We start from the raw sequence: 12,692 nt of genomic DNA on the forward strand, positions 1-12,692 counted from the left end.
CGAGAATCGTTTATAATGAAAGATATAAGAAAAAGAGTTATCGCAGCTTGATATGGCCGTTTATTTTTACATAGGAAGCAGGGGGGAAATGAATAACAGAGAACGTTACATATTTTGGAAATTAGCGTATTCATTTATTTCAGATCATGGTTACCGTATTATTCAATTATTTGAAAATCAAAAAGAATTATGGCTAGAAAAAATAGAAAATAAAAAAGCACCGATCATTCGTCTGCTGCTCCACAATTTGGATTGGAGTAATGCTATGCAGCGTGATATTGAGTTTACTGCAGCAAATGGAGAGAGAGTCCGCAAGCAAATTGGTCGACATGAGTTAAATGTGGTCAATATTTATGTTAGTCAATTCCCACCAGTTGATGAATATGAATTTCGTCTCGCGAAACCTTTTGTCCATTCTGAAGGAAATAAAACGATGGTAAGCTCGATTCTTTTGGCACAAGGGGTATACAAAGCAGGTTTTCATCGTATTTCAGAGAGGCTTGGGGCTGAACTTCATTTTTCAATCAATGATGATCACTTAGAAGAGGATGTTGAGTCCGTTAAGAAAGCGGCATTGGATTATGCGATTAAGAAAGTTAAGACGGAAAGAGCAATTCTGTTGAACGGCAAACCAATATTTACGTATGTTTTCATTGCCATTCAGGTTGCTGTTTTTTTCTGGCTTCAGCTTCATGGTGGAAGCACCAATACTTCTACCTTGATTAAATACGGGGCCAAGGTCAACCAATTAATCGTTGAAGGAGAATGGTGGAGATTTATTACACCCGTTTTTCTTCATATTGGTTTTATCCATCTGGCAATGAACACTCTGGCATTGTACTTTCTCGGAACTGAAGTGGAAAGAATTTTTGGCAATCTTCGTTTTCTTTGGATTTACTTGTTTGCTGGAGTTACAGGTTTTATTGCCAGTTTCATCTTCAGTGCTAACTTATCAGCAGGGGCAAGCGGTGCTATTTTTGGCTGTTTTGGTGCATTACTTTATTTTGGAGTTATTTATCCGAAGTTTTTTTTCCGAACAATGGGATTGAATTTGCTTGTCGTTCTTGGAATCAACCTTATGGTTGGGTTCTCTGCATCGGGAATTGATAATGCAGGTCATCTAGGCGGGTTGGCAGGGGGATTCCTAGCAGCAGGCACTGTCCACTTTCCAAAGAAGAACAAACTATGGCTGCAAATGTTGTTTTTTATTGCGTCTGTCGCACTGCTATATGGTTCTTTATCTTATGGTTTTAGCTCTTTAGGAAAATCACATGATGAAAATTCTAATTTGTTGATGGCCCAGGAATATATAAAGCAAAACAACTACGATAAGGCCTACAACGTTTTAAAGGAATCGGAAGAAAATGCCGACAATCTATCAGAGAAAACCTACTTTCTTCTATCTTTCGTAGAAATTAAGAAGGAGATGCTTCCTGAAGCCAAAACACACCTACAAAAAGCAATAAAACTAGACCCTAGTTTTGATGAGGCTTTCTTTAATTTAGCTCTTATTAATCTTGAGCAAAAAGATCTGGAAGAGGCTAAAGGAAATATAGAACAGGCAATAAAGCTTAAACCGAATCAACAGGAGTATTCTGAATTACTACACGAAATTAATCGCCAGCTTCAATCCTCTGACGAAGGAGAATAGTATAACCAAATTATATTTCTGAAAAAAATATTGCTTGTACTAATATGTTTCTCTCAATTAAAATACAAGGAGATATAAATGAAAACTATTTATGATATTCAGCAATTTTTAAAGCGTTTTGGAACCATTATTTATATTGGTGAAAGAGTCGCGGACCTTGAATTAATGGAAATGGAGCTAAAGGAACTATATCAATCACAGCTGATAGAGCCAATGGAGTTCCAAACAGCTCTGTTAATTTTGAGGCATGAGATACAATTTCAAAAAGAAAAAGTCAAAAAAGATAGGTGATTCTATTGTCAAGAAAATGGATTGTGGGTGTTGACCTCGGTGGGACAACTACTAAATTAGCCTTCGTAACAACTGAAGGTGAAATCGTTCACAAATGGGAAATACCAACGGATAACACAAATGAAGGACAAAACATTACAGGTAATATTGCTAAGGCAATTGATGAAAAACTTGCTGAACATGATCAATTAAAAAGTAATTTACTAGGAATTGGTATGGGGGCACCTGGACCAGTTAACTATGAAAAGGGAATTGTTTTAAATGTCGTAAATTTAGGCTGGCCAGATAACTATCCCCTAAAGGACCATCTTGAAGCAGCGACCTCCCTACCAGCAGCGATTGAAAATGACGCAAACTCTGCGGCATTGGGTGAGATGTGGATGGGAGCGGGCGCTGGAGCGAAGGACCTTGTTTGTGTCACACTCGGAACAGGTGTCGGTGGCGGCGTAATTGTTGGCGGCAAAGTTGTTCAAGGCATTAATGGTGCTGCGGGAGAAATAGGTCATATTACAGCCATCACATCGGGTGGTGCACCATGCAATTGTGGGAAGACAGGCTGTTTGGAAACGGTCGCTTCTGCAACAGGCATTGTTCGAATAGCTAAGATTGAACTAGCTAAGGGGTTAAAAAGTGAATTATCTGAAAAGCTTGCTGAGAATGGCAGCATTACAGCAAAAGATGTCTTTGATGCAGCCCGTAATAGTGATGAATTGGCCCAATCAGTATTGGATGATGTTTCCTTTCATTTAGGATTCGTATTAGCTAGTATTGCCAACACCCTAAATCCGGAAAAAATTGTTCTTGGCGGCGGTGTTTCAAAAGCAGGCGATATATTAGTTGATCCAGTAAAAAATAATTTTGAAAAATTTGCTTTTTCATCCGTAAGAGATTCCACGAAACTTGCTTTGGCGACATTAGGAAATGATGCAGGTGTCCTTGGTGCAGCATGGCTAATAAAGAATAAATTAAATCAATAATCTCCAAAGGGAAAATCCGCAGTCATGCGGCTTTTTTCCTATTTAGTAATATTTTCTAAAAAGTTGAAACATTTTTGTCAAAAAAACGTACAAACCTATGAGAGTGAAAATGAGAGGAGGAAATATTGATAAATTGAGCCGGCAAAAAAGAAATTATCCTATTTTTCTGATCCTCCGTTTAATTTTTTTAATTCTCATTTTATCTGCATGTGCTCAAAAAGAGCAGTTGAAACAAAAAGTTACCGCTAAAAGTGAAAAGCCTAAAACACCTGCTACTGCTCTAGGAAACGAATGGAAATTACCTATTTCCATCCCTGAAGGTGAATTTTATAAATTCGTCGGCTGGCTTTCTGGAACCCAAGTCCTCTACATTACAAATCTAGAACAAACTTCAAGTGTCTATCAGTACAATCTTTTAACAGGTAAAAGTGAACTAATTTATAAAAGTGAATATCCCATAGTCAACGTCCAAATTAGCCCTTCAAAAAAGAGAATGTTAATTCATACCTCGCCGTCATCATACGAAGGAATAGTTACAATTATAGATATAAAAGGGAAGGAACAATTGAAAAAATCTTTTGCTTCCTATGAATTAGCTTTTGAGTGGAATCCTTATAAGGAATCAGAGATTCTGGTCACGAAATTTAATGAGGATTGGAGCTTTCAAGTATTATTACTAGATCTAAATAAGTCAAACATTACCGAACTTACCTTGCCCCAACCCTTTATAAAATGGAAGGGTGAGAATGAGGTTGCCTTCATTAATTGGGATGAAAATAATCCTTCCCTATTTGCACCACTTATTGATAGAAGTTTAGAAAATGGGATGGAAAAGACACTGTTTTCTTCAGTGATCGATTTTTCTGAATTTCGCGATTTGCTCGTGACTGTCTCTGTTAATGAACAAGATCAATCGATGGCCAATTATTCATTTTTTGACAAAGAAATGAAAAAGCTATTCACGTTTTCTATTCCACAACTTACAAATTATTCAGATTGGTTAATTCCGTTCTATGACTATAATGAGCAGAAGGGACAATTTTTTACTTTTAGTCCTGTCACAAGTGGTGAAGCGGATTCCTATACAGAGGGCTTCCAACTCCTATCTTACAATCCTAAGAACGGAAGTAGCAGCTTAATCATGGATGGGTTAGAAAATGAGCCCATTCATTTATCTCCTTCTGGTGATGCACTCTTGTATGGGAATCAGTTTGAAAAAATTATCGATATTAAGGCAAAGAAAATATATGAACTGATAAAAGAATGACAATATGGTTGTCATTTTTTTATTTTATCTCCCAATATGATAAAATCACGTTGTGATGAAAATATAGTAAAGGAAGGTAATATTGCATGGCCATTGTAGATGTAGCAGTCATTCCAATTGGTACGGAAACACCAAGTGTCAGTAAATATGTGGCAAGTGTTCAAAAAGTTTTGAGGAAATATCAAGAAGAAGGGAAGATTCGTTTCCAATTAACACCGATGAATACCATAATTGAAGGTGAATTACCTATCCTTTTTGAAGTAATTCAAGAAATGCATGAGGTACCCTTCTCTGAAGGAATCCAGCGGGTCGCTACAACGATTCGTATTGATGACCGAAGAGATGTTAAGCGTAGTATGGAATATAAAGTAGAGCGGGTAACCACACTGTTAAACGAGGGATAGAAAAAAGACTGCCTGATGGCAGTCTTTTTAAGATTATTAGTGATGTCCTGTTGGAAAACCAGAATGAACAATGGTCATAACTGTAAACCAACCAAAAGTCACAAATGACGCTACACCCCAAAATGCACCTAAGAAATTTTTATTCTTTAGTGATGAAAATCCACCGAAAGCTGCAAGGATGGTTACGATAGCAAAAATAATCACTAAACCCATGGTAAATCCCCCTTTTTCATCATAAGCAGGCAATGCCTCAAACATTCCAAAGAAAATTATGTACCTATATTATATTCATTCGACTCTTATTTTATATTTTTTTTTTTCATTTGTCGAGTGCAAATAAGAGATCATTGAATTAGTATTCTTTCTCTCGACTGTTTACTTAGTGTAAAATAATGATATCGCAATTTCAATTGGAGGTACTAAATTTATGAAATGGCAACAAATCCCATTAGGGGCACTTCAAACTAACTGTTATATTGTAGAAAATTCAGATCGTTCGTGTTTAATTATTGACCCAGGCAGTGAAGGGAAAAAACTCATTCATTTGTTGAACAATAGGAAATTAAAACCTATCGCAATTTTTCTAACCCATGCGCACTTCGATCATATTGGGGGTGTTGATGAAGTAAGGGATTTTTATAAAATTCCAGTTTATCTTCACAAACAAGAGGAAAAATGGCTGGGTGACTCTTCATTAAATGGTTCGCAATTTTTTATGATTCAGGATTCAATAACAGTAAAGCCAGCTGATTTTATTTTAAAAAATGAAGGAGAAATGAAAATAGGTGGTTTTGAGTTTGACATTTTTCATACACCAGGACATTCACCTGGAAGTGTCTCATTTTACTTCAAAAAGGATGGTTTTGTTCTTTCAGGTGATGCCCTGTTTCAAGGCAGCATTGGCCGTACAGACCTCCCAGGAGGAAACGAGGCACAGCTATTAAAAAGCATTCATGATAAGCTGCTTGTTTTGCCTGAGGAAACGTATGTCTTATCAGGCCATGGCCCTGTAACAACCATCGCTGATGAAATGGATAGTAATCCGTTCTTGAATGGATTTTAGAGGATAGAGAGAAGACAAAAATAGAAAAACCCTTCTCCAATTTGAGAAGGGTTTTTCTGGGGGATATTATATTCTAATATGGGAGGGGATAAAAGTTAAGCTACTATCCTTACAATATTATAAAGTTTACATTGTGTCAATAGTGTTTATTTAAAAAGGAGCATATATGAATATATTTTTAAAGAGTTTAATTTCAAATTCACCCAATGAGTTAATTACCTATGCGGATTTCATGGGGGCAGCCTTATATCATCCTGATTTCGGTTATTATATGAAAGATAAACAGAAAATTGGCCGACAAGGGGATTTCATAACAACAAGCAATATATCTGATATATACGGAAGAATGATGGCAAAATGGTTTTCTTACTTATGTGAAAGGACACAATTAGCTCCAGTATTTTGTGAAATTGGAGCTGGGAATGGACGTTTTGCGGAGGCTTTTTTACAGGAATGGCATGAAACGATTAAAACCCCATTAAAATATATAATTGTAGAAAGCAGTCCCTATCATCAGAAACTGCAAAGGCAATTGCTAACTAATTTTTCGGTTGTCCAAGTGGAAAGTATCAGTAATGTTGAGGCTTTTGAGGGAGTGGTTTATTCCAATGAACTATTCGATGCCCTGCCAGTTCGTGTGATCGAGAAAGTCGATGGGCAGCTTTTTGAGGTTATGATAGGGATTCGAAGGAACGAACTGTATGAGCAAAAAGTGTTGTTAACGGATTCAGATATCCTGTTTTTTTTACAGGAAAGCAAGCTTAAACTAAAGGAAAAACAGCGGATAGAGATCCCGTTAGCAATGGAAAAGATGATGCGGGAAATTGCTCAGTCCCTCAGAAAAGGAATGGTTGTGACAGCTGATTATGGCTATACACTTGAGGAGTGGATGGACCCAAGGAGGGCAAAGGGGAGTTTAAGAGGGTATTATCAGCATCAGATGATTGATGATGTTTTGCAGCACCCAGGTGAAATGGATATTACCACGCATATTCATTTTGATTATCTCATTCAAAAGGGTGAGCAGGTAGAATTAGAATTAATTACCAAACTCAGACAGGATGAATTTTTATTAAAGTCCGGAATTCTAAAAGAATTAGCGAACCATTATGACCCCAATCCATTTTCAGAAGTCAGCAAACGGAATCGAGCGATTCGTAGTTTGATCATGCCATCCGGGATAAGCACCTATTTTCATGTGGTTATCCAGCAAAAAGGGTTTAAGTTAAATGAAAATGACGTTTTCGTAGAATAAAGAAAAAACGCCGGAGTATTCCGACGTTTTTTCTAAATGTTTCTCAATGACCTGCACCAGGCACCATCATGAACGTAGACCAATAAGTGAAACCTGCGAAGAAAACTGTTAAATATGCTCCGAATACCCACAAATACATGCGCTCGGATAATTTAAGATAGCTAAGCAGAACGAAAAAACCTGTTTGGGCTAAGAATAGCATTGCCGTTTTATCCATATCACCTAGATAAAACATAACTGTAAAAATGCCCGTCCAGAAACCACAAACTCTGAACATGCGATCCATATGTATCCCCCTCCTTTTTCCCTACGATACCATCATTACAATATTATAAGGAAAAGGAGGCATAATGTAAATAATGGTTTCGAATTAGTTTGTAACCAGCGCTTGATATGAACAAGTTTCGCAGCCAGAAATAATATTATCTTTTTCAATCAACTCAACGGATTCAAATAGTGCACCAAACATTCCCTTTAGAAATTCATGGTGCATACTGCAAACTGTTTCCGAATGTTCTTCTGCCACTTCTTTAAATGGACAATTGAAAATTTGGAAATAGATTTTTGTTTTCTCACCGTTTACTTCAAATTCTGGATAAAAACCTGCAAGTGTTGCTGCGCTTTTTAATATTATTAGCTTATGCTCAAATTCTAATTCCTCACCAAATGCCCTTTTTGCCTTTTCTTGTTCAATCACTTCTGTACCAAACCTTTTTCCGGTTAGATAAAGGGCTTCCTTTCCTGCTTCTCCTAGCGAAATCATTGTTTGGAGTGCGACTTTGGATAAAAGCATGTAGTCGCGAAACGGGAAATGCAGCTGGATTACATCGTTAGATAAACGATATAATCTACTTGGTCTGCCGCCCTTACCTGTTTTTTTGGTTTCGGATGCTAACATATTTACATCTTCAAGCTTTGATAAATGCAATCTTGCTACATTCGGATGAATATTAAAATTTTCCGCCACCTCTTGAACGGTTACTTCTTGATGACGTTTTGTAATGTATTGATAAATATAGTACCGGGTTGGATCTGACAAAACGTTTGTTATTTTTAATGTTTGTTCCATCACTGTTCACCTCGAACCCCCATAATTTATTCCATTATAATACAGCTATAAAAACAAAGGAATGAGGTTAACAATGTTAACACTATAAGTTTAGAAAATGTTCACAATTTGCGACTTTATATTGTAACAATATAATAAAAAAATAGCCTAAATTCATTTATAATCTCTTGTCAATAGCAGGAATATAGTTATTTTGGAAAAATAACGAAGCAGACCCAGCATCCACTCGTTACAATTTTCGTCTTTTTTTGACTTCAAAATAAACGATGTAGGGTAGAATTCCGAACCAGCGATACCAAAATGAAGCTTTTGTTTCTTTTCGAGCTGTACGAATTCGTTTTCGTTCATCCTTCGGTTGGTCTGCGTATTTCACGATGGTTTGGGTCATATATTTTACATAGTCGTTTGTTTTCATGGACACACCTGCCTTTAATTTTCATAAACAAGTATGTCCATATTTCTTCATTTTAATTCGACCCATTTACTTAATCTTTTTGTCCTTGTATCAAAATATCCCCGTCCAATGACTGTTTTGTCAACTGCATGAAGGTGAAGAGTAAAATTGACTTTTTGGACATATCCAGTAGGAGTTTCAGCTTGGTAATCCATGGTGCCGTTAACAAAACTAATTGTTCCCTTGACAGGTAAGATTGCACTCTTTTGAAATATTACTTCAACTTTTTTTACCGACGATAGAAAATAGTACTCCTCTTGGAGGATGATAGCCGTTTCATGTGCCATTTTTCTTTCGGATAACAATTGTTCAATACGTACCGAGAAAAATAATAAAAAAAGGATGATCAGGCACAAGGTAAGTGGGTAAGTGAAGCCTTTTTCATTATTTTTCATGGGACTGGCCCCGAATTTACTAATGGAAAAGCTGTAACTGAGTATTCTTTTCCCCATAGATCCGTTACGATGGTTTTGACTGCATTGTTTAAAATGGTGAATGAATATTGTGAAACATTTTGGAGGATTATTTCATGTCCAGTTGAATTCACACGTCTCCTAAGATTAGTACCGTACTTTTCATATTGAATGGTTTCAGTATCCTTCGTTAGAACTAACCTTCCGGAAATCACTTCGGCACGAGTGGACAGCCTTATTTCTTTTTTGATTTGGCTCGAAAAAACTTCCCATTCCATTGCCTGTAACGATGCCTCAGTGTCCTTATTAGTCAGGATAATTTGAAAAACAGGTGTCATAAAGAAAATAATCGTCGTAAAAATTGAAAAAGCAATTAGTACCTCGATGAGCGTAAAGGCTTTTTCATTCAAGGGGCCTACAAATTTCGGTTTCAGGCTGTAATGAGTTTTTTTCAATTCTTACACACACCTCCTTTTGGTCAGCTGCTCCGGTGTCTTTCCATGTGATTTGGTATTCAACTCCATTCAAAATGGTAGTGTAATTTGAAAATGTTTTATTACTGATTAATTTGGTCTGTAGTTCCTCATACATTAGCTGTCTCGCCTTGCTCTCCCATTCTAATTGTCGTGATTGTTCTCTTAGTTCAATCAATAAAGGCAGTAAAAATAAACTAAGCATTAACCAGGCAGATAAAGAAAGAAGCAGTTCAAGCAAAAAATATCCTCTAGTACTCCTTAACATAGAACCGACCCTTTCCAATTAAAAAGGTAATAACATATGTTTTATTTTTTGTTTGGATAAAAAAGTTTCCAAACTGATTTACATTTCCGTCGCTTAGGAATTTCAAATATAAGGGGAGAGAACCTTCTTTGAGATAAATATTTGTACTGTAATTTCGATTGACGATCGGCGTTGGTTCCGGCCACAAGCATAGATAATACCTATATTGATCTGGAACAAAAACAATGGATACTTCATCCTGATGGGAGATAGCATATTGTTGAGCATAATATAGGTCCGCTTTTAATTGGATTAAAAAGGCCTCATCCTCCATTACTGAGTGCTGTGGTTTTAAGGAGAAAACTGTAATTGAGGAGATAATCATGAAGATGGAGAGAACTAACAAGGACTCAATTAAAGTAAAGCCTTTTTGATGCGTATTCATTATGGAGTGGTTACTGATGCAACAGCTGTTACAGTACCTTCAGAGTCTATTTCAACTGTCTTTCCGTTTGGACAACCTTTAGCGTCCCCCTTTATATATCCTTCTGCTTTTAGTTCCGCGATAGTTGGTACTTTATTCTTATCCATTTCATAAGCCTGAACTTGTGCCTGAACCATTTTAACATAGGCATCACAGCCTTTATTGTTGATGTTAGAATTATGTTTGGCAACGTTTGGAATTGTGATAATTAACAAGACCGAAATTACGAGCATGACGATCATCATTTCAATTAAAGTAAAGCCTTTTTCATTTTTCATCATTTTTAATAACCTCCATTTTTTTTATAAGATAAAAAAGTATAAGTTTTTGAACTTAGATAACTGTCCAGCTCCAGCGCCCAGCGGCTAGTGAACTTCGCTCTCCGCCCTACGATAAGTCAACATCGAATCGCTCCGCTCTCCGTGTTTCCTTTATCTCAGTTAGAGCGCTCCAGTCCATACGCCGCTAAACGGGCGCTTGCGCTTTTCTTAAATGCCGTCCAGTAGATGAAACATGGGTAACAGAATTGCTAAATACATCGAAACCACCATGAATCCAATGAAAATGTAAAGAATTGGCTGGATGGTTGTTAACCGTTTTTCTATCATTTCCTCCATGTTAGTGACACAATGCTTACTGAAAAATAATAACTCCTGCTCCAATTTTCCATTTTCTTGGCCGTGTTTTACAATCATCGGAAATTCTTTTTCGAAAAACGACAGAGACGCTAAAATTGTCTCCAACTTTTCTCCGGTAATTAGCTTAGTTTTAATTGTTTTAGCTAAGTGACTGTAAAAAGGATGCCTGAGATTCTGTTCAAATAGTTGTAAGGCTTCGGAAACTGATAATCCACCGGATAAGAGAAAGCTAAGTTGAATGGAAAAGTAGTGGGTAAACAGCAATTTGAGGATCCTGCCAACAAAAGGTATTCGAACAAGTTGTGACCTTTGTTTGAGGACGGAGAGTTTTCTAAAAAAGAGAAGATAATAAGCGGCTCCCATAATTAGGATCAGAAGCAGGGTACCGATAACAGTTGGGAAGTATTGATCAAAAGCATAAATGACATTTGTGAAAAAATTTGCTTCCAGACCAAGCGATGAAAAAAGAGTGGTGAACTTTGGCAGCAATGTATTTTCTATAAATATAAATAGAAATCCTGTAATAACTAAAAGCACCATTGGATACTGAAGCAACTTGAGCAACTTGTGTAGGTCTTTATCTTTTAATAGGGCAAGATCACTTCCTTCTAACAGAGCATCAGCAAAGCTGCCATGCTGCTCCGCGAAATAGACATAACCGACTAAGTCTTTGTTGAAACCAAGATTATTTAATGCATCATGAAACGGTAAACCCTTTTTCAACTCTTCTAAGCATCCATTTAAATCCTCCTTTCGTTTTGACGGTAATTGTAATGCTATGGATTCAATTGCTAGAGCAATTGGATACCCCCTTGCCAATAATTCACCGGTTCTTCTCAGGAAATTTGCTTGTTCATTCACTGACCATTTAGACCGTTTCATCGTTATATACCAATCGTTCATATTCAGATTCTTGAATATATCCAAGTGCAATGCCCTTATTAATTACATCTTTTATCATTCGGTAACGAATTTCTATTTTTTCTCCTTGAGCAGCTTTCATTACTGCGTGTAAATTTCGTCCGGATAAAAGTTCAAATACACTGGCGCGTTTCCATCTGCCATAGGAATAACAAATAGGTGAACACTCTCCTTCGCAAAAAGGGCAGGTAAGTTCAACCAACCTTTGGGCAGTAATGGCAATAAGTGTCTGCTCGACCTCTAACCAATTCACTCCAAACTCACGCAGGCGATAAACCGCTCCCTTCGCATCACGGGTATGCATCGTGGAAAGCACTAGATGGCCTGTTAATGCAGCCCTTACCGCAATCTTTGCGGTCTCAGCATCTCTAATTTCACCGACCATTATTATGTCAGGATCATGACGAAGAATTGCCTTTAGTCCGGCTGCATAGGTGACGCCTGCTTTTTCATTGACTTGGATCTGCAGGACTGAGTCATAGTTTTTTTCAATGGGATCTTCGAGTGTAATGACATTACGGTGAAATAAGTGGGCGGTTTCATTTAAAAGGGAATAGAGAGTAGTCGTTTTTCCGCTGCCCGTCGGCCCGGTAAAAATTATTAATCCATGAGCGTGTTTGAGAAGGGCAAGAAGTTTTCGGGTCATTGCTGGGAAGAGTGAAAGTTGGTGAAAAGGAATTTGTTCTTGCTGTGGTAATAGCCGGATGACAAGGCTCTCTCTGTTATTAGACGGGAGTGTGGAAAGCCTGAGCCCCATTAAATTTCCGTCAACTTCACAAAAAATGGAACCACTTTGTGGACGTCTTCTTTCTCCGATATCCATATTGGCTGTGAATTTAAAATGTGAGATTAATCTGTCGCATTCATCTTTTGGAAGGGATAGTCGAGGAATTAACTTGTTGGTTAATCGGATTTGGACGAGTGTGTCCCTCTTCCTTGGGATAATGTGAATATCTGTTGCCTGGTTTCGTGCAGCATCTGTAATGATTCGATTTGCTAAAATTTCTATCTCGCTAACAATAAGTACCACCGCCTTTTCATTTTTCTTTGGATAATATTCGACAAGGTTCCTCCTTATCCTTCTT

The 12,692-nt window shown here is 37.2% G+C and carries 18 protein-coding genes; 7 read left to right on the forward strand and 11 right to left on the reverse strand.

The annotated features are described in order from the left end of the window. Positions 1 to 88: 88 nt before the first annotated feature. The 5 genes from ACSU6B_RS21020 (at position 89) to ACSU6B_RS21040 (ending at position 4,590) form a co-directional block, all read left to right on the forward strand. Complete coding sequence (locus tag ACSU6B_RS21020; protein WP_410888257.1) at positions 89 to 1,651, forward strand: rhomboid family intramembrane serine protease; 1,563 nt, start codon at positions 89 to 91, stop codon at positions 1,649 to 1,651. 78 nt (positions 1,652 to 1,729) lie between these two features. Further along, positions 1,730 to 1,942 carry a YqgQ family protein gene (locus ACSU6B_RS21025; RefSeq protein WP_088088976.1) on the forward strand — a complete coding sequence of 71 codons (213 nt, stop codon included), beginning with the start codon at positions 1,730 to 1,732 and terminating at the stop codon, positions 1,940 to 1,942. Positions 1,943 to 1,947: 5 nt separating this feature from the next. Beyond that, entirely contained in the window at positions 1,948 to 2,919 is a 972-nt protein-coding gene (locus ACSU6B_RS21030) for an ROK family glucokinase (RefSeq protein ID WP_410888259.1), read from the forward strand. A 133-nt stretch (positions 2,920 to 3,052) separates the two neighbouring features. Then, a complete protein-coding gene (locus ACSU6B_RS21035; protein ID WP_410888261.1) occupies positions 3,053 to 4,186 on the forward strand; it encodes a hypothetical protein in 1,134 nt (377 codons plus the stop codon). An 86-nt stretch (positions 4,187 to 4,272) separates the two neighbouring features. After that, positions 4,273 to 4,590, forward strand: coding sequence for an MTH1187 family thiamine-binding protein (locus ACSU6B_RS21040; protein WP_088088973.1), 318 nt, complete (start codon positions 4,273 to 4,275; stop codon positions 4,588 to 4,590). Between the two features lie 36 nt (positions 4,591 to 4,626). On the opposite strand, the gene ACSU6B_RS21045 is transcribed toward ACSU6B_RS21040, so the two are convergent. Further along, positions 4,627 to 4,803, reverse strand: coding sequence for a DUF2759 domain-containing protein (locus tag ACSU6B_RS21045; RefSeq protein ID WP_088088972.1), 177 nt, complete (start codon positions 4,801 to 4,803; stop codon positions 4,627 to 4,629). Between the two features lie 214 nt (positions 4,804 to 5,017). Between ACSU6B_RS21045 and ACSU6B_RS21050 the strand changes: the two genes are divergently transcribed. Both ACSU6B_RS21050 and ACSU6B_RS21055 read left to right on the forward strand, forming a co-directional pair. Continuing rightward, the gene (locus ACSU6B_RS21050) at positions 5,018 to 5,653 is read left to right on the forward strand and encodes an MBL fold metallo-hydrolase (RefSeq protein ID WP_214998510.1); all 636 of its coding nucleotides are present in this window, start codon (positions 5,018 to 5,020) and stop codon (positions 5,651 to 5,653) included. A 166-nt stretch (positions 5,654 to 5,819) separates the two neighbouring features. Next, positions 5,820 to 6,908, forward strand: coding sequence for a class I SAM-dependent methyltransferase (locus tag ACSU6B_RS21055; protein ID WP_410888263.1), 1,089 nt, complete (start codon positions 5,820 to 5,822; stop codon positions 6,906 to 6,908). Positions 6,909 to 6,951: 43 nt separating this feature from the next. Here the strand turns inward: ACSU6B_RS21055 and ACSU6B_RS21060 are convergent, their stop codons facing one another. From ACSU6B_RS21060 to comGA, 10 genes are all read right to left on the reverse strand, one after another. Further along, a complete protein-coding gene (locus tag ACSU6B_RS21060; protein WP_214998512.1) occupies positions 6,952 to 7,194 on the reverse strand; it encodes a DUF2626 domain-containing protein in 243 nt (80 codons plus the stop codon). A gap of 84 nt (positions 7,195 to 7,278) precedes the next feature. Next, on the reverse strand, positions 7,279 to 7,977 hold the full coding sequence (locus ACSU6B_RS21065) for a helix-turn-helix transcriptional regulator (protein ID WP_410888265.1): 699 nt from the start codon (positions 7,975 to 7,977) through the stop codon (positions 7,279 to 7,281). A 229-nt stretch (positions 7,978 to 8,206) separates the two neighbouring features. Then, positions 8,207 to 8,392 (reverse strand): YqzE family protein, encoded by a 186-nt coding sequence (locus tag ACSU6B_RS21070; RefSeq protein ID WP_088088967.1) that lies wholly within the window; start codon positions 8,390 to 8,392, stop codon positions 8,207 to 8,209. Between the two features lie 47 nt (positions 8,393 to 8,439). Beyond that, positions 8,440 to 8,826, reverse strand: a complete 387-nt coding sequence (gene comGG / locus ACSU6B_RS21075) for a competence type IV pilus minor pilin ComGG (protein WP_410888267.1) — start codon at positions 8,824 to 8,826, stop codon at positions 8,440 to 8,442. Next, positions 8,823 to 9,299 carry a competence type IV pilus minor pilin ComGF gene (gene comGF / locus ACSU6B_RS21080; protein ID WP_410888269.1) on the reverse strand — a complete coding sequence of 159 codons (477 nt, stop codon included), beginning with the start codon at positions 9,297 to 9,299 and terminating at the stop codon, positions 8,823 to 8,825. The genes comGG and comGF overlap by 4 nt, the downstream gene beginning before the upstream one ends. After that, positions 9,247 to 9,558 carry a hypothetical protein gene (locus tag ACSU6B_RS21085; RefSeq protein WP_410888271.1) on the reverse strand — a complete coding sequence of 104 codons (312 nt, stop codon included), beginning with the start codon at positions 9,556 to 9,558 and terminating at the stop codon, positions 9,247 to 9,249. The genes comGF and ACSU6B_RS21085 overlap by 53 nt, the downstream gene beginning before the upstream one ends. 10 nt (positions 9,559 to 9,568) lie before the next feature. Then, positions 9,569 to 10,009 (reverse strand): competence type IV pilus minor pilin ComGD, encoded by a 441-nt coding sequence (comGD, locus tag ACSU6B_RS21090; RefSeq protein ID WP_214998516.1) that lies wholly within the window; start codon positions 10,007 to 10,009, stop codon positions 9,569 to 9,571. Next, entirely contained in the window at positions 10,009 to 10,329 is a 321-nt protein-coding gene (gene comGC, locus ACSU6B_RS21095) for a competence type IV pilus major pilin ComGC (RefSeq protein ID WP_282599550.1), read from the reverse strand. The genes comGD and comGC overlap by 1 nt, the downstream gene beginning before the upstream one ends. Positions 10,330 to 10,536: 207 nt before the next feature. Then, positions 10,537 to 11,589 (reverse strand): competence type IV pilus assembly protein ComGB, encoded by a 1,053-nt coding sequence (gene comGB / locus ACSU6B_RS21100; RefSeq protein ID WP_410888273.1) that lies wholly within the window; start codon positions 11,587 to 11,589, stop codon positions 10,537 to 10,539. Continuing rightward, the gene (gene comGA, locus ACSU6B_RS21105; protein ID WP_282599549.1) at positions 11,555 to 12,637 is read right to left on the reverse strand and encodes a competence type IV pilus ATPase ComGA; all 1,083 of its coding nucleotides are present in this window, start codon (positions 12,635 to 12,637) and stop codon (positions 11,555 to 11,557) included. Before comGA ends, comGB begins: the two co-directional genes overlap by 35 nt. Positions 12,638 to 12,692 lie beyond the last annotated feature (55 nt).

Source organism: Neobacillus sp. C211, from assembly GCF_051842875.1.
Taxonomy (GTDB): domain Bacteria; phylum Bacillota; class Bacilli; order Bacillales; family Cytobacillaceae; genus Neobacillus.